This window comes from Novosphingobium chloroacetimidivorans (assembly GCF_014204535.1).
Lineage (GTDB): Bacteria > Pseudomonadota > Alphaproteobacteria > Sphingomonadales > Sphingomonadaceae > Novosphingobium > Novosphingobium chloroacetimidivorans.
Genome location: NZ_JACHLR010000005.1, coordinates 169,877 through 188,987, shown reverse-complemented (window position 1 = coordinate 188,987; position 19,111 = coordinate 169,877). Strand labels below are relative to the sequence as shown.

Sequence of the window (19,111 nt, the reverse complement as noted above, 5' to 3'; positions counted from 1 at the left end):
CAGCTCTAGCTCGCGCTGTCTTTCGCGGCTGCAGCCTTGCCGGGCTCGCGAGCCATGCGCGGCGCCTTCTTCTTGGGCTTGGGCTGTGACTTGGGCGACGCGGCTTCTACCGGACCGGCGGCGTTGGCCTGCTGCGGTTCGGCGTCGCCCTTGGCAGTCGTTTCCGACGCGCCTGCCTTGAACAGGCCGATCCGGCCACGGCGCTTCGGCGCGGCGGTTTCAGGCGCCGCCTCGTCCGCCGAGGGCGAGGACGGTTCGGCTGTCGCAGCGCTGCTTTCGCCTTCCGCTTCGGTCTTGGTCGCCTTGCGCGGGCGGCTGGGAGCCTTGCCGGCCTTGCGCTTTGGCGCAGCGGCACCCTCCGCTTCTACCGGCGTGTCGGATGCCTTGGGTGAGGGGGCGTCGGAGGCGCTGGTGTTCTCGTCCGGGCTGGCCTCTGCCGTCTTCTTCGCCGGCCGTCCGCTTGTCTTCTTGGCAGGCGCCTTCGTCGGCTCGGGCTGCTGTTCCGGCGTCGCATCGGGCAGGGCGGCCTCGATCAGCTGGTCGGCTGCTTCTACCGGCTCGGTCGGTTCCGCAGTGTCGGCGACAGGCTTGCGAGTGCCGAGACCCACCTTCTGCGCCACCGCGCGCCGATGCGCGGCATAGTCGGGCGCGACCATCGGGTAGCTGGAGGGCAGATTGTAGCGCGTGCGGTAAGTGTCGGGCGTCAGGCCATGCGATGCCAGGTGACGCTTCAAGGTCTTGTACGGCTTACCGTCGATCAGGCTGATGATGTGCTCCGAAGAGGCCAGGCTCTTGCGCACCGAAACCGCAGGGGTGAACGTCTCTGGCGCAGCCGCCGCGTCGACTTCGGCTTCGCCGGTCAGTGCAGCGCGCGTCGTGCGGATGAGGTCGGCCAGTTCGCCCGATGCCACCGAGTTGTTGGCCAGATATGCGCTGAGCAATTGCACCGTCAGGGTGGTGACATCGGCGGTTTGTTCGACTTCGGGCATGATTTGGAGCTCTCCATAGCGACGACGACCTGGCGAGATCATGACGTAGCTGCATCGCGGCACCGTGACCAGTCTGCAAAGAGCTGATTACGAGCAACTGTTCGGCGAACTCTCGAACAGCGACGCGGTGCCAATTTTCATGCACTTTACATGCAAATCGAACAGCCGCAGGCCATATGCGGCACAACCTGAGCATGCGCGCATTGTCTTGGACTGGAGCAATTATGGGATCTCTCGATGTCTGAGGACTATGCACATGGCCGGCGCGATGGATTGCGGCTGGCCTTGGCGATCCTTGCCGCCGAGGAACAGAAATGGGCGGCACAGCTGAACCAGAGTCGCTTACGCCGCACCAACTGGACGCGCGAGGTTCGTCACAAGACCTTGCAGGTCGCGCAACAGCGCGTGAGGACCGTGCTCAATCGGCTGACGCCGAAAGGCACCCAGGCCATGGATCCCGAACTTGCCTCCGCACTGGACCAAATCGGCCTGTGATGGCGGCGACCGGCATCGACGACGCGCGCGCCGGTTTGCTGTCCTTGCTGGTACAACGCGAGGCGGGAGCGACGATCTGCCCCAGTGAAGTCGCCAGGCTGATCACCGCCGAGGGTGCGGCAACGCACTGGCGCGAGGCGATGCCCCTCGTGCATGCCGCGGTGGACGGCCTCATCGCAGACGGCCTGGTACGCCTCAGCTGGAAGGGCCAGGATATGCCGACACGTTCAGGTCCCTACCGCATCCGCGTCGCACAAATGGCGAGTGACGGTCTTCAGGTCGGCAGCCGCTCGATCCACTCGCGACCGAGCCGTGCGTCCAGCGAGACCGGGGAGAAGCGGTCCAGGCCCGAGCCGGGGTAGAACGTCGCCTCGCCAAAAAGCGGTCGCAGGCTTAGCGAGCCAGGTAGCGCTCCAGATCGTCGCTGCCGCCAACGCGCTCGCCATCGATGAACACCTGGGGGGTGGTCTGGACGCCATGCTCGTCCTTGAAGGCGTCGACCTCCTCGCGCGACGAGAGCACCTTGTCCTCGACCTCGAAGCCGGCTTGCTCCAGCAGCTGCTTGGCGTGAACCCCGAACGGGCAGGTGTGATCGGGCAGCACCATGCGGTACAACGTCGCGCTCTTGCTATCGGCCATGCCAGTCTCCATCGCGAAGGTCAGATCCCGCGAATGGGATCAAAGCCACAGCAGGGCCGCAGTTCCGTGCCATCACACCCGAGCGAGCGTCGCACCTTCCACTTCGACGGTGGCTGCGCGCCCAATCCCGGGCCGATGCACGCTGCGGTGGTAAGCCGCGGCGTGGCCTGGTTCCGCGACGATCAGGGTTATGGCGACAACAACCAGGCCGAATGGCTGGCGCTGCTCATGGCGATGGAACTCGCGGATGCGCAAGCCTGCACGGATATCCTGCTGGTAGGAGACTCCGCCCTGGTGATCGCCCAGGCGAGCGGGCGACAGAAGTGCCGGAGCCCGCATCTGGCGCCATACCTCGCCAGGTTCCACCAGGCTGCGGCCGGCTTCGCGCGGGTTGGCTTGCGTCATGTACCGCGCACGAAGAACCTTGCCGGCATTGCCTTGGCGCGGCGTGGCTTGTTTTGAAGCGCGAGGTGGATGGTAAAACATCGGCATTCCCATCTGGGGATAGCGCATGGTCCGCCATCGTGGTTTCTCGCGCGCCAAGACGGGAGAGCGACGAACATGGATCTGGACCTGAAGGGCCGCCGCGCTCTGGTCACCGGCAGCAGCAGCGGCATCGGCGAGGCGATCGTGCGCATGCTCGCGCAGGAAGGCGCGCAGGTCGTCGTGCATGGCCGCAATCGCGAAAGGGCCGAGGCCGTGGCGAAGGCGATCGGCGCAGCCGGTGTCGCCATCGGTGAACTGGCCGAGGACGGCGGCGCGCAGGCCGTCCATGCCGAGGCGGTGGCGGCGCTGGGCGGCAACGTCGAAATCCTGATCAACAACGCCGGCGGCAACTCGGAGGGCAATTCCGCAAAGAAGCCGCACGAGATCGACGCGGCCGATTTCCTCTCGAACTACAAGGCCAACACGCTGGGCGCGGTACAGCTGTGCCAGCTGTGCATCCCCGACATGATTGGGGCCAAGTTCGGGCGCATCGTCAACGTCTCCAGCGCCGTCGCCATGCAGCCCAACAACGTCGGCGCGGACTATTCGGCGGCCAAGGCGGCGCTCAACAACTACACCGTCAGCCTGGCCGGCTCTCTGCGCAACGTGGGCGTCACGGCCAATATCCTGACGCCCGGCATCATCATGGTCGACGGCCTGATGCGCTTCGGGCGCGAGAAGTTCGGCAATCCGGACGCCAGCTTCGAGGAAATCTGCGAGAAATTCGGCGAGGCGAAGGTGTTCGATATTCCGCCGGTCGGCCGCGTCGGCAAGCCGGAGGAGCTGGCGATGGTCGCCTGCATGCTCGCCAGCCCGCGCTCGGGCTTCATCACCGGCGCCAACTACCGCGTCGACGGCGGCCAGAGCCGCGGCCTGAATTGAAGAGGAGCCGAACCATGGCTGAGAAAACCTATCGCGTCATCCAGTGGGCCACGGGCGTTGTCGGCTCGGCGGCGCTGAAGTACTTCATCGAGAACCCGACCATCGAGCTGGTCGGCGTCTACGTCACCAATCCCGAGAAGGTCGGCAAGGACGCCGGCGAGCTGGTTGGCCTGCCGGCGACCACCGGGGTGAAGGCCACAAGCGACATCGACGCGATCCTGGCGCTGGATGCGGACTGCGTGCTGTTCTCCCCCAGCATGATGACGCCGCCGCTGGAGCAGGTCTGTGCATTGCTCGCCTCTGGCAAGAACGTCGTCTCGCCCGCCGGCCCGCACCTGCCCAACAAGTGGCTGCCCGAGGAGACCCGGCGGATCGAGGAGGCCTGTGCGGCGGGCGGCGTCTCGTTCCACGGCTGCGGCATCCATCCCGGCTTTTCGGGCGATATCCTGCCGCTGACCCTGGCGCGGCTGATGAGCCGGGTCGATTGCGTCGAGGTCTCCGAGATCATCGACAAGGTCCGCAACCCCATGATCTACACCGAGATCATGGGCTTCGGCGCCGACCCGGAGGAACTGCTCGCCAACCCGCGCCGCTCGCCCGAGACCTACAAGCACTTCTATTCCAGCATGGACATGATCGCGCGCGGGCTGGGCAAGGAGATCGACAACGTCACCGTCAAGTTCGAGGTGTCGCGCGCCACCAAGGACATCAAGCACCAGTTCGGCGAGGTCAAGGCGGGGACCGTCGGCGGCCAGCACTACGAGTGGACCGCCTGGTGCGAAGGCGCGCCGCTGATCGTCTACCACTTCTACTGGCAGCTGGGCACCGACCTCGACCACCTGTGGGAAGAGGGCGAGGCCAAGTACCGCGTGCGCATCAAGGGCGAGCCGCCACTGGAATGCCACCTGATGAGCATGGAGGACGAGGACGGTCGCCATCCGTTCCTGGGCCTGCCGTGGACCGGGCTGGTCGGCTGCACGGCGGTGGGAGCGGTGTGCGACGCCGCTCCGGGGATCGTCGACCACGTCGACCTGGGCGTGGTGGAGCCCAAGGGTCTGGTACGGCGCTGAGCGCCGTGCCTACCTTCAGCTGAGATCAGAATCGATCGGACGTTAAGCCGAGGGCGAAGTGACGGTTCAGGGTGAGAAGGGGTGCCGCCTTGAGAGCGGCGGCACATGACTGTCACCGTCGTCGACACCACGCTACCCGGCGTGCCTTCATGCAGCAGATGACCGATCAGAAGCGCCGCTGCTGGGCGTCGTCGACGAGGTCGCAACTGCCGCGGAACGCGTAATCACCGGAGCCGACGACAGTAATGCGCCCACTCCGACGATCGACGGTGAGCCGGGGCTTGTTGAGGCCGTTCAGGCGATACCTCGCGCTGATCGTGTCGGCGCCGATCACGACATTGTCGAGTTGCCACCAGTCGTCCTGCCCGCGCGAGTGGAGCGGCGGGATCAGTTTCTTGGGCAAGCGGATCTGGCCCGAGTTGCCGTCCAGCTGCAGCATCAGCGACGCATCGAAATGCTCCTGCGTCAGTTGCGTGCGGCTGCCGTAATCGTACCGGCGCGAGCTGCTGTTCCAGGTCCAGCCCGTGCTCGTGGCCGCTCGTGGCCGCTGGCCGTCCCCGAAGCAGACCAGACCAAGCCCGGCGTCACTGCGATACTGGCTTCCCCGATCGCGATCCGCGTAGCTGGCAGAGCCGACCTGGGGAGCGGGCGCGCCATAGCCAAGGTCGGGGCGAGGCCGGGCGCCACGGCCGCGATCTGCCTGAGCGGATTTCGCTTGCTGGTTGCAGTCGGGCGCCGGCGTGGCCGTGATCGAATCATACCGGCCGTTCATGGTCACGACTGTCACGCATTGCCGACGCGCGGGATTCCACCAGTTGCTCCACTTGCGGTCGTCGCCCTCCTGCGTGCGCACGAAGACATAGCCGCGGCGCTGCAGTTCGCTTTCGCCGCCGGCGCCGCGCGCGCCCACGAGGTCCGACAGGTCCGATGGGCTCTGCGCCGCGAGGGGCGTGCCAATCAACAGAAGCAACGAGGGCGCTGAATAGTGCATCCGCATGGATCGAACTTCCAATGATGGTGTGTCCTTCTATCGCGTGAACAGGAATCCCACCAGTAGAAGTAGTGCGAAGCCTTCGAGCAAGCCCATCGCGGCGGCACCAAACGCGCGCAGCGGTTTGATCGAAAGCTGAGCCATGAACCAGCGGGTTTCGGCGGCGAGGAAGTAGAGGAACGCAAGCATCGTCAGGACGGTGCTGGCGATGTGAGCCGATCGATGCGGTACAGATCCCAGGGTCGTACCGAGGCTGAGCATCAGCGCGAACGCCGCCGCCGGGTAACATTGGCCATAGAAGGGCAGGCGCAGGGTGCCGCGCACGATCTTCACGCCTCGCCGGCGAAGCAACTGAACCGACATGACCAACGGGATCGTGGCGAACGCCACCAGTCGCAACAGCAGCGCGCTTGTCTCGCTGTCGACCAGTGCGGCCAGTCCATGGCGGTTGGCGATGATCGCGTCCGTTTGTCCCAAGGCGGTGCTCAGGCCGTGCGCGATCAGCAGCGCCAGGGCCAGGAACAGCGGCGGGCTGACGGCGGCGGCGTATTGTTCATCCTCCGGCAGCGCCAACTGCGCGTCGGCATAGGCCATCATCTCCAACGGCTGCACCAGCGTGCGCCATAGCGTCAGCGGGAAGAAGACGAGCCAGCTCATCACCTCGAACAGAAACTCGTCGAGCGAGTTGAGCCACTTCATGAAGTCCATGCCGCACCGTCGCGGCTCCAACGACCCAAATCAATGATCTTTCGGTCGCCGGTTCGAACGCATGCACGTTTTCGATCCGACGGCGGACGGCCTGCTCTGCGCGTGCACGGGAGGGGCGGACGCGAAGGCTGCGGCACGGTGAGCCTCCATCTTCGGCCCTCTTCGTCGCTACGTGCACGACGCAATGCCGCGCGCTTGCCGCCTACCGCGAGCCTTGCTAAGCCCCGCCTGGGTGTTCGTCGGTTCTGGCGGGCAGGTTTTCTCGCTGGTCGGGCCGCCAGCGACGAGAAGCCTTGCCCGGAGTCCATTGCCCATGGCGCCTGCCCGCCTGATACCGCTCAGCGCCATTCGTCGCTTCCTCAACGCCCAGGCGTCCTCCGGCATCGTGCTGGTGGTGGCTGCGCTCGTCGCGCTCGTCATCGCCAATTCGCCGATCGGGCCGGACTTCGATGTCCTGCTGCACGCCTATGTCGGGCCACTGTCACTCGGCCACTGGATCAACGATGGCCTGATGGCGATCTTCTTCCTGCTGGTGGGTCTCGAGATCAAGCGGGAGATGCTGGACGGCCAGCTCTCGACATGGCCGCGGCGGATCTTGCCGGGGGTGGCGGCGGCGGGCGGGATGATCGTCCCGGCGCTGATCTTCCTTGCGTTCAACAGGGGAGCAACCGCATCGGGCTGGGCGATTCCGGCTGCCACCGACATCGCCTTCGCGCTTGGCGTCATGGCCCTGCTGGGCAAGCGGGTGCCGGCATCGTTGCGCATCTTCCTTGCAGCGCTGGCGATCATCGATGACCTGGGGGCGGTGGCGATCATCGCGTTCTTCTACACCGCGGGCATCTCGCTTCCGGACCTCGCGGGCACCGGAATGGCGCTTGCGGTGCTGGTCGCTCTCAATCGATCGGGCGTGAGACGCCTGTCGCTTTTCCTGCTGGTCGGCCTGGTGCTCTGGGTATTCGTCTTGCGCTCGGGTGTTCATGCCACGCTTGCCGGCGTCGCGCTCGCGCTCACCATTCCGATGGATCGCACGCCGGGCACAAGCGACGCGCACAGCGCCAGCCCGCTTCACCGCCTGGAGCACGCGCTGCACCTTCCGGTCGGCTTCGTGATCCTGCCCATCTTCGCTCTGGCCAACGCGGCCGTTCCCGTGCTCGGCCTTCCCGCCGGTGCGTTGTTGGCGCCGGTAACGCTCGGCGTCGCGCTCGGCCTGCTGATGGGCAAGGTGGTCGGCGTGTTCGGCTTCGCGATGCTGGCCGTTCGCCTGAAGCTTTCGGACATGCCGGCGCACGCCGGTTGGCCACATATGCTGGGTGTGGCCCTGCTGTGCGGCATCGGCTTCACGATGAGTATCTTCATCGCCCTGCTTGCCTTCCCCGGCGATCCGCTGCTCCAGGCCGAAGCCAAGATCGGGGTCCTGGCCGGCTCGCTCATGGCCGGGCTCAGCGGCTACCTTGTCCTGCGCTTCGTGCGCCCCGAGCGCTCCGACGCAGCACGGAGCGTGCCTGCGGCCACCAGCGCCCAGGCCGATTGACCCACGCCGATCCGCAAGGTCAGTCCGGTCGCCCGCGCCGAGGTCCGCACCCTGTTCGAGAAGCCGCTCGCCAAGACCTCGCACATGGAGCTCGACGAAGAACGTCACGCCACTCCGGGGAACCGCCGCTACAGCTTCGAGCCGAGCTTCATCGTGCGCGGACTGGCCGACCTGTAGGTGAAGCTCACCCCCCTTGCTGAAAGTCTTGTCGCCGCTTGAAGAATCCGTATGGCTCGACGCCGAGCCGTCGGGCCATCGGCCGGGCTGCATATCACTGTCACGCCACAAAACCGGCGCAGTGCGTCGGAAGAAGGAAGCTGCATGACCATCAAGGACGTTTCATCCAAGCCCCTCCAGGAGCTGATCTCGCTTCAGGGCCGTGTCGCCGTCGTCACGGGGGCTGCGTGGGGCCTGGGCCGCGCCACCGCGCGCCGGCTTGCCGAAGCGGGCGCTTCGGTGCTGATCGCCGATCTCGACGAGGAGAAGGCTGCGGCGACCGCGAGCGAACTGGCGCAGGAGTTCGGCGGCACGGTGACGTCGGTCAGGATGGACGCCGGCGACCCCGAGGCGATCACCGCGGTGGCGGACAAGGCGGTGGGCGACTTCGGATCGCTCGACATCTGGGTCAACAATGCGGGCGTAGCCTCGCATGTGCCGCTGTTCGACCTGACCGACGACGAGTTCGACAAGGTCCAGGCGATCAACTTGCGCGGCACCTTCGTCGGCGCGCGTGAAGCGGCGCGCCGCATGATCGCAGCAGGGCAGGGCGGCGTGATCGTCAACGTCGCCTCGCTCGCCGGGATCAACGGCATCGCGGCGGGGCAGGCTGCCTATGTCGCTTCGAAGCACGGCGTCGTCGGCCTCACCCGGCAGATGTCGATCGAACTCGCGCCGCACGATATCCGGGTCCTGGGCATCGCGCCTGGCGTGATGCTCACCGAGAAGACCATGTTCCTGGCCGACGCCGGGAAGGACATGGCGGCTGCGACCGGGATCCCCGGCATCGGCGGCGGTCGGCTCGGACGCCACGGCTCGGCCGACGACATCGCCCGCACCATCCTGTTTTGCGCTTCCGACATGGCCATGTTCATGACCGGCAGCACCTTGGTGGTCGATGGCGGCGTCCTCGCCTGATCGCGCGGCGCCGTTGACCATGAGTAAATGATTCTCGGAGGTGCCGGCCACGCCGATCGTGGCGCGTCCGGCACGCTCCTGTTGGGAGAGCATGCAATGAGTAAGGACCGCGTAGTCGTCGTCACCGGTGCCGCTGGCGGGATCGGGCTGGGCATCGCTCAGCGCTTCGCCCGTGACGGGCACCCCACTGCCATGCTCGACGTGCAGCAGGATCTGCTCGAGCAGGAGGCGGATGCGCTGCGCTCGGCCGGTGCCAATGTGCTGACCGCGAACGTGGACGTCTCCGACAGAGCCGCGATCGACGCGGCTTATGCGCGTATCCGCCAGGAGTTCGGGCCGATCACGATCGTGGTTCCCAATGCCGGCATCGCGCCGATGGTTCCGTTTCAGGACATGACCGCCGCGCAATGGCAGAAGGTCATGGACATCAACCTGTCCGGCGTGTTCCACACGATCCAGGCCGCGGTGAACGACATGATCGAGGCCAAGTGGGGCCGCATCGTTCCCATTTCGTCGCATGCCGGCCAGTCGGGCGGCATGTACATGGCGCACTACTCCGCGGCGAAGGGCGGCGTCATCAGCCTGACCAAGGGCCTGGCGCGCGAGATGGCGGCGCATGGCACGACGGTGAACACCATCGCTCCCTCGGTCTGCGAGACGCCGCAGATGCATCGCGCGATCGAAGCCGGTGAGTTCCCGCTCGAGGCGATCCTGCCGATGATCCCGATTTCGCGCGCCGGAACGCCGGACGAGATCGCCTCGGCATGCGCCTTCCTGGCCTCGGACGAGGCCGCTTACATCACCGGCCAGGTTCTGGCGGTGAATGGCGGTATGTACATCTAAGACGGTTGGCGATGGAGTGATCGCACTCCATCGCCGCTCCGGCCACTCGCGTCGGTTCGATGCGAAGGCTCGGCTGCAAGATCCCGCCCTCTGTATCACCGTCGGCCCGCGCCTCGTGGCACCGGCGTCATCCGCGGATCACGCCGGCTTGGGTGTCCGGCCGAACACCCGACCCAAGCCACTTCGGCGCAGCCGACCCGCTCGGCTCAAGCCACTCCCCATTCAATCGCCGCGCGGCAGAGCGAAGGCAATCGTCTCGTCGCCGTAGCGCGTGCCCAGCGCTCCATGTCCGCCGGCGGTGATCACCACGTACTGGCGGCCGTCCTTGCCAATGTACGTCATCGGCGTGGCGGTGGCGCCCGCCTTCAGCCGGTGCTTCCACACCTCGGTGCCGGTGCGGGCATCGAAGGCGCGCAAGTACTGATCGGTGGTCGCGCCGATGAACACCAGGCCACCCGCGGTCGCGATCGACCCGCCCAGGTTCGGCGTGCCGGTGGGCAGCGGCAGGTTGTGCTGCAGCCCGAACAGGTTGTTGTCACGGGCGCTGCCCAGGGTCTTGCGCCAAAGGACCCGGCGCGAGTCTAGGTCGATCGCGACCAGCTCACCCCACGGCGGGGGAACGCAAGGCACTGTCGCCGGGCTCAGCCAGGCACGCAGCGTCGCCAGGTACGGCGTTCCCGTCTGAAGCCGCACGTCCAGCTTCTTGGCGTTCTCGCCGCCGCTGCTCTTGCGCTTCAGCAGCTCCTTGCCGCGCGCCGTGTTGCGGTCCACCAGCTCGAAGTAGAACGGCATGTTCATGGTGTTGACGAACATGACGCGGTTGCGCGTGTCCACCGAGGCGCCGCCCCAGTCGGTGACGCCGTCGAACGCCGGGTTCCCGATCGACCGCGTCGGCCCGATCGGCGTGTAGATCCCGCTGTTGCGGGCCCGCGCCAGGTCGATGCGGCACATCAGCTGATCCAGCGGGGTCGCGCCCCACATGTCTTGCGGCGTCAGCTTGGGCGGGATCAGGCTGGGCATCCCGGTCGAGAACGGCTGGGTCTTAGACAGGAACGTGTTCGCGGGCGCACCCACCTGATCCACGGGCAGCTCCTGGACGCGGGCGATCGGCTTGCCGGTCACCCTGTTGAGCATGAACACCTGACCCATCTTGGTGGTCTGGATGAGCGCGGGAGTCCCATCCGCCAAGTCGAACAGCGAAGGCCCGATCGGCGTGTCGAAGTCCCACATGTCGTCGTGGACCATCTGGAAGTTCCACCGCAACTTGCCGGTGGCCGCGTCGAGCGCCACGATCGAGGAGCCGAAGCGCCGGTCGAACGGGCGACGGAAACCCGTGTAGTAGTCTGGCGAGGGATTGCCCGTGCCAAGGTAGACCAACCCCAGCTTCGGGTCGCCGGTGATCGGGCCCCAGACGTTGGGCGTGCTGCGGGTATACTCCTGACCTTCCGGCAGGCGGCCCGGCAGTGCATCGGGCGACCGGCCCACGTCCCAGGCCCAGGCCTGCTCGCCGGTGACCGGATCGAACGCGCGCACCACGCCCGAGGGCGCATTGGTCGTCATGTTGTCGATCACGCGGCTGCCGATGACAAGCCGGTCGTTCAGCACCAGTGGGGTGGAGGTGGAAACCTGCCAGCCCGGAGGCCAGGTGCCGGTCTGATCGCGCAGATCGACCGCGCCGTCGCGCCCGAAGCTGCGGCACAGCCGACCCGTGGCCGCATCGAGCGCGAAGACGCGCGCGTCCATGGTGGGCAGGAAGATGCGCGTCTTGCACTCGCTCGCCTGTGGAGCGGCATGGTAGGCAACCCCTCGGCAGACGATGTACGGATTGGTGCGCGGGAGCTTGGGATCGAACTTCCACCGCGTGCGGCCGGTGGACGCGTCGATCGCCATGGCCATCGAGTGTGGCGTGCACGTGAACAGCGTATCGCCGATCTTCAGCGGGGTCGCTTCGGAGTGATACTCGCGGCCCTTGTGGTTGATCTCGGTCTCGTCCGGACCGTCGCCGCTCTTGGAGATCCACGCGACTTCCAGGTCATTCACGTTGGCCGGCGTGATCTGCCCGGCATCGCTGTAGCGCGTTCCGCCGGCGTCGTTGCCGTAGAATGCCCAATCGGTGGGCCGCTGCGCAGAGGCTTGCGCGATCTGCGAGACCGCGCCGCGCTCCGGCCCGAAGCTTGCGTAGAGGATGAGGCCGACGATCCCGACCGCGCCGGCCGCCGTCGCCGCCTGGAAGCCGCGCCACGCGCTCGCCGGAACCCGGGTGCGCGCCGGGGCGCCGATCGCGGGGATCAGGAACAGCGCGAGCAGCACGCTTGGCGCGAAGAGGCGAACCTCCAGCTTCCAGGGATCGCTGCCCGCCTCCCAGATGGCCCAGACCACGGTGATCAGCCAGATCGCGAGATAGAGGAAGAAGCCCGAGGGCCGGCCGCGCGCGACCTGCACGCCGCTGGCGATCATCAGCAAGCCGATCAGCACGTAGTACAGCGAGCCGCCCAGCATGGCGAGCCAGCCGCCGAACCCGGCGAAGAAGGCGCCCAGCAAAGCCAGTACGGCGCCGAATGCGAGGGGCGCTATCCGCGCGCGCTTCGTCACGTCCAAGGAATAAAACCTTTCACGTTCGCCACGAGGGGGGACAGGTGGCGCGAATGGAAATCGCCGCCCGCGCCAAGATGTCGCGCGCGGGCCAGAGTTGGAACGCATTTCGGCCATCGCCGCGCCAATCTCAAGCAAACAGGGCGTGACGTGCAGAAATACCGCCGAGCATGACCGGCGTTCATGTCAGAAGGTGGCGAAGGCGCCCAGTCCCAGGACGGTGACGGTGCTTCGGTCGGAACGTCCGCCGGGATGACGATAGAGCTGCAGGTTCGGTCGCAAGCTGAAAGCCGGATCGACGACGATCGAGTAAGCGAGCTCGGCCGCCCACTCGGCTCGCTGCGGCGTCCGATCGGTCAACCCGGCGTCCCGTTGCAGGCCCTGCACGCGGGTCAGTCGCGGGTTGATCCGCGTGCGTCCGATCGCCAGGCCGATCTCATCCCGAGGGCGTCCGGGGATGATGCCCGACCAGGTCGCGCCGGCCACCGCGATCGAGCGGATGAGGTTGGTGCGCGCGTCGGTCAGGGTGCCGCTGAGGAAGACGTTGACCACTCCGCTGCCATCCTCCCGCGCTGCGGTGAGTTGCTGGCGCGCGACGAAGTAGGCGCCCCATCGACCACGCTGCCGCGCGAGCGGAAGGCCAGACAGCGCGGCATGGCCACCGCCTGTGTCGCGCACGAGATCGGTGCTGCGCGATGTGTCGTGCCAGACACCGAACTTGTAGGTGCCGGTGCGGCGCGCGTCTCCGCCCAGCCGGACGACGAAGCCGCGTTCGAGCGGGATCAGCGCCCCGGTCTGCCCCGATGTGCCGAGGTAAAAGCCGCGATCCTCGCGCAAGTTGGTGGGGTTGCGCTCGTAGAGGCCGACTTGGGTATAGCCGAGCCCGTCCTCCACTCTGACCCGCGCACCCCAGACGCTGACGGGCGGGTTGTACCAGTAGTCGGGCGTGACGTGGCCGGGCACGATGCCGCAGAAATAGAGGCTTTCGAAGAAGCAGGGCGCGGTGCCGAAGTCCTCGCCGATGCTCATCCGGCCCAGCTTCAGCTCCGCCTTGCCCAGGCGCTGGCGGTAGAAAAGCTGCGACAATCGCCAGATCTGGCCGGCCCCGAAGATCGCCTGGGGGTTCTGCAGCACCTCCAGCCCCGCGGTCGCCGTCAGATTTCGGCCGTGGCGATTGGTGACGAGCACTTGCAGGCTCCCGCCCTCGATCCCTGCGATCCGGCCGAGGTCGGCGCTCGCGCCCACTTGGAACTGCGCGGCATATTCGACCCGCTTGCGCGTTCCGCCGCTCACGTTCCAGGCCGGCATGGCGATGTACTGAAGCGTCGGCGTGACGCCTCTTTCCTCGAGCGCGGTGCGCAGCCCGCCCCAGTCGCCTAGCAGGTGCGGCGCAGGCGGCGGCGGTGCGCCGGTCACCGAAGGGGCAGGGCGGGGCGGACCTTCCGCCGAGCGCGGCGCTGCGGCCTCGACGGCATCCTGCGAAGCGGGGCGGAGCGGAACCGAATCGGCATCCGCGTTCACGGCGGCCGTGGCCGCCAGGGCAAGCAGCAGCATAAGGCTCTCCTCCACCGCGACACCGTCGCGGTGAGCCCTCGATCGTTCATGGGAGGCAGGGTGCGCGCGGGGCGCGCACCCTGCTCGGATCAGCGGTTGGCGCTGGTGGGAACGCGCAGCACCAGTGCGGCGCCGATCAGCACGGCCGCGGTGATGGCGTAGAGACCCAGTCGCAGGTCACCGCTCGCGGACACCAGCGAGCCGATGACGTAAGGGGAGACGAAGCCGGCGACGTTGCCGATGGCGTTGATGCCGCCGATGCCGGCCGCGGCCCAGACACCGCCCAGGAATGCCGGCGGCAAGCTCCAGAACATCACCGTCGCGCTCAGCATGCCTGCCGCGGCGACCGAAAGCAGCATGATCGAGAGCGTCAGGTTCTCGGGCACGAACGAGGCGATCGTGAGGGCGACGGCGCCCACCACCATCGGCGCGATCAGGTGCCAGCGCCGTTCGCGATGTTTGTCGGCGGAGAAGCTGAAGGCCAGGATCGCGACCATCGAGGCGAGGAAAGGCAGTCCGGTGAGCAGCCCGTTCATCAGCGGCGTGGCTGCACCGGCGTTCCGGATGATCGTGGGCAGCCAGAAGGTGATCGCATACTGGCCCATCACGACCGCGAAGTAGATGGCACACAGGAGCCACAAGCGCTTGTCGGCCAGGAACTGGCGCACTGAAAGGTGGTCGGTGCGCGCTCCGGCGTCCTCGGCAAGGTCATCCAGGACCTGGCGCTTCTCCTCGGCGGTCAGCCAGTCGACGTCCTGGGGGCGATCGGGCAGGAAGCGGAAGGTCACCAGACCGGCGACGAGCGCGGGCACCGCCTCGATCACGAACATCCAGCGCCAGCCTTCCCAGGCGGCGACGCCGGCCATCTTCTCCATGATCAGGCCCGAGAGCGGCGCCCCGATCATGCCGGCCAGCGGGATCGCCAGGAACATGATGCTGTTGGCGCGCGAACGGCGGGCAGCGGGGAACCAGTAGGTCAGGTAAAGCAGGGCGCCCGGCGCGAAGCCGGCTTCGGCGACGCCGAGGAGGAAGCGCAGGATGTAGAAGTGCGTTTCGGTCTGCACGAAGGAGAAGCCGGCCGACACGATCGCCCAGCTCACCAGGATCCGGGCGATCCAGCGCCGCGCACCCACTTTGTGCAGCATCAGATTGCTGGGCACTTCGAAGATCGAATAGCCGATGAAGAAGATCCCGGCGCCAAGGCCGTACGCAGCCTCGGAAAATCCGAGGTCGGACGACATCTGCAGCTTGGCGAAGCCGATGTTCACGCGATCGATATAGGCGGCGAGATAGCACAGCAGCAGGAATGGCAGCACGCGCCAGGCGATCTTGCCATAAGCGGTGGTGCTTGCCGGCTGGTCGGCCGCATTAAGGGCGACGGTCGTCATTGTCCTCTCCTTGTCGCGCGGTCCCGATATTTCGGGTCCCACGTCACGATCACGCGGCAAGCCACGCCTTGATGTTGTCGGTCATGGCCTTGGTCGAGATGCCATAGCGGTCGTGCAGCGTCGGCAGTGCGCCCGCGTCGAGGAACGCGTCGGGCAGGCCGACCTGCCGGAACGGTGCATGCACGCCCCCCCGCATCATGGCGCCGGCGACGGCTTCGCCCAGTCCGCCGATGACGGAGTGGTTCTCCGCGACCACGACCAGGCGGCCCGGCTTGGCTCCGGCGGCGACCAGGATCGTCGCTTCGTCCAGCGGCTTGATGGTGGGCACGTGAAGCACGGCGACGTCCACCTTGTCGGCGCGCAAGGCGTCGGCGGTCTCCAGCGCCCGCATGGTCATGAGGCCCGACGAGACGATCAGCACGTCGTTGCCGTCGCGCAGCAGCTTCGCCTTGCCGAGTTCGAACTTGTAATCGTACTCGTCGAGCACGGCGGGCACCTTGCCGCGCAGCAGCCGCATGTAGACCGGCCCGCGATGGTCGGCGAGGGCGGTGGTCGCCTGTTCGATCTCGATCGCGTCGCACGGATCGATGATCGTCAGATTGGGCATGCCGCGGAAGATCGCGAGATCCTCCGTCGCCTGATGCGAGGGGCCGTAACCGGTGGTGAGGCCCGGCAGCGCGCACACCACCTTAACGTCCAGGTCTTCCTCAGCGATGGCAAGGCACAGGAAATCGTAGGCGCGGCGAGCGGCGAACACGGCATATGTCGTGACCCAGGGCTGGAAGCCCTCGCGGGCCATGCCGGCGGCCGACATCATGAGCAACTGCTCGGCCATGCCCATCTGGTAGAAGCGGTCCGGGTGAGCGGCCTGAAAGATGTGCAGGTCGGTGTACTTGCCCAGATCTGCGGTCATGCCGACAATCCGCGGGCGGCTCTCGGCCGCCTTGGCGAGCGCGTGGCCGAACGGTGCGCTGATGGTGCGCTGTCCCTCGGCGGCGATCGAGGCGATCATGGCCGAAGTCTTGAGGCGGACAGGTGCGTTCATGGTCTTACTCCTCAGATCGCGCTGTTCACGGCGCCGCCCCGGGCGACCCAGCCGGCGTCGACGTCCGCGATCGCCTTGTCCCACTCGTCCTCATCCACACGGATGAAGTGCGTCTTCTCGCGGCTCTCCAGGAACGGCACGCCGCGACCCATCAGGGTATCGCAGATGATGATGCGCGGGCGCGGCTCGCGCAGTTCGCGCGCGGCATCGAACGCGGCGACCAGCGCCTCGATGTCGTTGCCGTCCACCCGCTGTGCGTGCCAGCCGAACGCCTCGAACTTGGCGACCAGATCGGGATGGCCCAGCACGTCCATCGAGGGGCCGTCCGCCTGCTGGTTGTTGAAATCGACGATGGCGATAAGGTTGTCGAGCTTCCAGTGCGGCGCCGACATGGCGGCCTCCCAGGTCGATCCTTCACCTAGCTCGCCATCGGAGAGCAGGTTGTAGACGAAACGGTCCGAGCCCTTGCGCTTCAGGCCCAGCGCCATGCCCACCGCGATGCCCAGGCCCTGGCCCAGCGACCCGCCGGAGATCTCCATGCCGGGCGTGTACGAGGCCATGCCCGACATCGGCAGCCGGCTATCGTCCGAACCGTAAGTCTCGCGCTCCTCGAAGGGCACGATCCCGGCTTCGATCAGCGCCGCATAGAGCGCGATGGCATAATGTCCGATCGACAGGAGGAACCGGTCGCGTCCTTCCCATTGCGGCTCCTCGGGACGGTAGCGCAAGGCCCGGAAGTAGGAGACCGCAAGCACATCCGCGACGCCGAGGGCCTGGCCGATGTAGCCCTGGCCCTGGACGGCGCCCATGCGCAGGGCGTGCTTGCGGATGTGGTAGGCATGTTCCGCCAGTTGGCGAACAGGCATGTTGACGGCGGCTGAGGCGCTCACGTTCAGTTTCCTCTCGGCAATCCGCCCCTCGTGGGGCAGTCCTGTCATCGTCCGAATTGAAAGCAGACGCCCCGTTTAGACAAACGCTATGTTTACATCGTGGATGAACTTCGTTCATGTGACGTCATGCACATCAGCCTGGGATCGCTTCACGTCTTCGACGCCGCCGCCCGCCACCTGTCGTTCAAGGCAGCGGCGAACGAACTCAACCTTTCGCCCAGCGCGGTGAGCCACGCGATCGCCAAGCTGGAGCGCGATCTGGGTGCGATCCTGTTCGATCGCGACGGCCGGCAACTCGCGCTCACTCTCGACGGACGGACGCTACACCGCCCCGTCGAGGAAGCGCTGGCGCTGGTCCGCTCGGGCATCAAGGCGGTGACGACCCGGCAGGCCGAGATGCTGCGGCTTCACGCCGCGCCCAGCTTCGCCGCGCAGTGGCTCACGCCGCGGCTGCACAAGTTCCTGGCGGCGAACCCGGGCATGGAAGTGCAGATCGCCGCCGACACCGACTACAGCCGCTTCACCAACGACGAGTTCGACGCCGACATCGTCTATGGCCTGCGAGAGCAGGAGGGCATGATCGTCCACCCGCTGGGTGAAGAGCGGATCAGCCCGCTTTGCGCGCCCGAGCTGGCCGCCAGGATTGCGAAGCCGGCAGACCTGCTCTCGCATGTGCTGATCTGCAGCACGCTCAAGTCGGTGCAATGGGACAACTGGTTGCGGATCAACGGACTGCAGCCCGGGCAGGGCGCGATGATGCGCTTCGACCGCAGCTTCATGGCGATCAGCGCCGCGGCCGACGGGCTCGGCATCTGCCTGGATTCGACTCGCCTCGCGGAGCGGGAGCTGACGAGCGGGCGGCTGGTGGCGCCGCTGGCGGGCAGAAGCGAGGACCTCCTCGAAACCGGGCATTACCTCGTCTATCCCAAGCGCAACGCCACCCGCCCCATCGTCAAGGCCTTCACTCGCTGGGTGCTGGCCGAGATCGCCGACGGGGCTGGCTGAGCCGCAATTCCTGCGGGGTGATCCTTAGTGGATCAACATGCCGCCGTTCACGTCCAGCGTCACGCCGGTGAGATAGCTCGACAAGTCGCTTGCCAGGAACAGCACCGCGTTGGCGACGTCGTCGGCGCGGCCGAGCCGAGCCAGCGGGATGCCCGAACGGATCTCCGCCTCCTGCGCATCGCTGAGCTTGCCGGCGGTGATGTCGGTGGAGATCAGCCCCGGAGCGATCGAGTTGACGCGTACCTGCTGCGGCCCGAATTCGCGCGCCATGGCCTTGGCCAGGCCGAGCACGCCGGCCTTGGCGGCACTATAGTGCGGGCCCCCGAAGATGCCGCCGCCGCGCTGTGCCGAGACGGACGAGATGCACACGATGCTGCCGCTGCCGCCGGCGATCATGTGCGGGATCACCGCCTGCGAGCAGATGAGCGTGCCGCGCAAGTTGACGTCGAGGATGCGGTCGTAGTCGGCGCGGCGGATGTCGAGCGTCTTCACCGGTTGAGTGATGCCGGCATTGTTGACCAGCACGTCGATGCGCCCGAACCGTGCCATGGCCGCGTCGACCGCGTCAGCGACTGCGGCTTCGTCGGCCACGTTGGCGCCCAGCCCGAGGTGCGCGCTGCCGAGCGACTGTGCCGCTTCGTGCGCCGTGTCTGCATCCAAGTCGAGAATGACGACCTGCGCGCCGTGATCGGCAAGCGTGCGCGCCGTCGCTCGCCCGATGCCGCGCGCCGAAGCGGCGCCGGTGACGATTGCAACTTTTCCTTCCAACAGCATGGTACCTCTCCATCGCGAACTTTATGCCGCATCGGCGAGGTAGGCGGGCGTATCGCATGTAACAAACGCAGTGTTCGCAGCTTGGATGAAGCAGA

Annotated in this window: 19 protein-coding genes; 9 read left to right on the top strand and 10 right to left on the bottom strand. The window is 66.8% G+C overall.

All coding sequences use genetic code 11. The annotated features are described in order from the left end of the window. Positions 1-5: 5 nt before the first annotated feature. Positions 6-989 (bottom strand): MucR family transcriptional regulator, encoded by a 984-nt coding sequence (locus tag HNO88_RS08125; protein WP_184243907.1) that lies wholly within the window; start codon positions 987-989, stop codon positions 6-8. A gap of 237 nt (positions 990-1,226) precedes the next feature. Between HNO88_RS08125 and HNO88_RS08120 the strand changes: the two genes are divergently transcribed. Both HNO88_RS08120 and HNO88_RS08115 read left to right on the top strand, forming a co-directional pair. Further along, positions 1,227-1,484 (top strand): hypothetical protein, encoded by a 258-nt coding sequence (locus HNO88_RS08120; RefSeq protein WP_184243905.1) that lies wholly within the window; start codon positions 1,227-1,229, stop codon positions 1,482-1,484. After that, positions 1,484-1,846 carry a DUF3253 domain-containing protein gene (locus HNO88_RS08115; protein ID WP_184243903.1) on the top strand — a complete coding sequence of 121 codons (363 nt, stop codon included), beginning with the start codon at positions 1,484-1,486 and terminating at the stop codon, positions 1,844-1,846. The genes HNO88_RS08120 and HNO88_RS08115 overlap by 1 nt, the downstream gene beginning before the upstream one ends. A 31-nt stretch (positions 1,847-1,877) precedes the next feature. Here HNO88_RS08115 and HNO88_RS08110 read toward each other — a convergent pair whose 3' ends face one another. Next, positions 1,878-2,123: a glutaredoxin domain-containing protein gene (locus tag HNO88_RS08110; protein ID WP_184243901.1), complete on the bottom strand. Its 246-nt coding sequence runs from the start codon at positions 2,121-2,123 to the stop codon at positions 1,878-1,880. A gap of 66 nt (positions 2,124-2,189) precedes the next feature. On the opposite strand from HNO88_RS08110, the gene HNO88_RS08105 reads away from it, so the two are divergent. From HNO88_RS08105 to HNO88_RS08095, 3 genes are all read left to right on the top strand, one after another. Beyond that, positions 2,190-2,585 carry a ribonuclease HI family protein gene (locus tag HNO88_RS08105; RefSeq protein WP_312857020.1) on the top strand — a complete coding sequence of 132 codons (396 nt, stop codon included), beginning with the start codon at positions 2,190-2,192 and terminating at the stop codon, positions 2,583-2,585. A 99-nt stretch (positions 2,586-2,684) separates the two neighbouring features. Continuing rightward, positions 2,685-3,491: an SDR family NAD(P)-dependent oxidoreductase gene (locus tag HNO88_RS08100; RefSeq protein WP_184243897.1), complete on the top strand. Its 807-nt coding sequence runs from the start codon at positions 2,685-2,687 to the stop codon at positions 3,489-3,491. 14 nt (positions 3,492-3,505) lie between these two features. Then, positions 3,506-4,561, top strand: a complete 1,056-nt coding sequence (locus HNO88_RS08095) for an NAD(P)H-dependent amine dehydrogenase family protein (RefSeq protein WP_184243895.1) — start codon at positions 3,506-3,508, stop codon at positions 4,559-4,561. 166 nt (positions 4,562-4,727) lie between these two features. Here the strand turns inward: HNO88_RS08095 and HNO88_RS08090 are convergent, their stop codons facing one another. Both HNO88_RS08090 and HNO88_RS08085 read right to left on the bottom strand, forming a co-directional pair. Then, the gene (locus HNO88_RS08090; RefSeq protein ID WP_246381349.1) at positions 4,728-5,531 is read right to left on the bottom strand and encodes a hypothetical protein; all 804 of its coding nucleotides are present in this window, start codon (positions 5,529-5,531) and stop codon (positions 4,728-4,730) included. Positions 5,532-5,588: 57 nt separating this feature from the next. Beyond that, positions 5,589-6,260: a hypothetical protein gene (locus HNO88_RS08085; protein ID WP_184243892.1), complete on the bottom strand. Its 672-nt coding sequence runs from the start codon at positions 6,258-6,260 to the stop codon at positions 5,589-5,591. 313 nt (positions 6,261-6,573) lie between these two features. On the opposite strand from HNO88_RS08085, the gene nhaA reads away from it, so the two are divergent. From nhaA to HNO88_RS08070, 3 genes are all read left to right on the top strand, one after another. Next, positions 6,574-7,791, top strand: coding sequence for a Na+/H+ antiporter NhaA (nhaA, locus tag HNO88_RS08080; RefSeq protein WP_184243890.1), 1,218 nt, complete (start codon positions 6,574-6,576; stop codon positions 7,789-7,791). Between the two features lie 321 nt (positions 7,792-8,112). Continuing rightward, positions 8,113-8,925, top strand: coding sequence for an SDR family NAD(P)-dependent oxidoreductase (locus HNO88_RS08075; RefSeq protein ID WP_184243888.1), 813 nt, complete (start codon positions 8,113-8,115; stop codon positions 8,923-8,925). Between the two features lie 96 nt (positions 8,926-9,021). Then, a complete protein-coding gene (locus HNO88_RS08070; RefSeq protein ID WP_184243886.1) occupies positions 9,022-9,768 on the top strand; it encodes an SDR family NAD(P)-dependent oxidoreductase in 747 nt (248 codons plus the stop codon). 222 nt (positions 9,769-9,990) lie between these two features. On the opposite strand, the gene HNO88_RS08065 is transcribed toward HNO88_RS08070, so the two are convergent. From HNO88_RS08065 to HNO88_RS08045, 5 genes are all read right to left on the bottom strand, one after another. Next, the gene (locus HNO88_RS08065) at positions 9,991-12,360 is read right to left on the bottom strand and encodes a membrane-bound PQQ-dependent dehydrogenase, glucose/quinate/shikimate family (protein WP_312857025.1); all 2,370 of its coding nucleotides are present in this window, start codon (positions 12,358-12,360) and stop codon (positions 9,991-9,993) included. A gap of 186 nt (positions 12,361-12,546) precedes the next feature. Then, a complete protein-coding gene (locus HNO88_RS08060) occupies positions 12,547-13,914 on the bottom strand; it encodes a carbohydrate porin (RefSeq protein ID WP_184243884.1) in 1,368 nt (455 codons plus the stop codon). Between the two features lie 89 nt (positions 13,915-14,003). After that, complete coding sequence (locus HNO88_RS08055) at positions 14,004-15,302, bottom strand: MFS transporter (protein WP_184243882.1); 1,299 nt, start codon at positions 15,300-15,302, stop codon at positions 14,004-14,006. Between the two features lie 49 nt (positions 15,303-15,351). Next, positions 15,352-16,347, bottom strand: coding sequence for a transketolase family protein (locus HNO88_RS08050; RefSeq protein ID WP_184243880.1), 996 nt, complete (start codon positions 16,345-16,347; stop codon positions 15,352-15,354). A gap of 11 nt (positions 16,348-16,358) precedes the next feature. Then, the gene (locus HNO88_RS08045; protein ID WP_312857019.1) at positions 16,359-17,237 is read right to left on the bottom strand and encodes a transketolase; all 879 of its coding nucleotides are present in this window, start codon (positions 17,235-17,237) and stop codon (positions 16,359-16,361) included. Between the two features lie 126 nt (positions 17,238-17,363). Between HNO88_RS08045 and HNO88_RS08040 the strand changes: the two genes are divergently transcribed. Next, positions 17,364-18,242: a LysR substrate-binding domain-containing protein gene (locus HNO88_RS08040; RefSeq protein ID WP_184243878.1), complete on the top strand. Its 879-nt coding sequence runs from the start codon at positions 17,364-17,366 to the stop codon at positions 18,240-18,242. 24 nt (positions 18,243-18,266) lie between these two features. On the opposite strand, the gene HNO88_RS08035 is transcribed toward HNO88_RS08040, so the two are convergent. Further along, positions 18,267-19,016: an SDR family NAD(P)-dependent oxidoreductase gene (locus HNO88_RS08035; RefSeq protein WP_184243876.1), complete on the bottom strand. Its 750-nt coding sequence runs from the start codon at positions 19,014-19,016 to the stop codon at positions 18,267-18,269. Between the last annotated feature and the right edge of the window lie 95 nt (positions 19,017-19,111).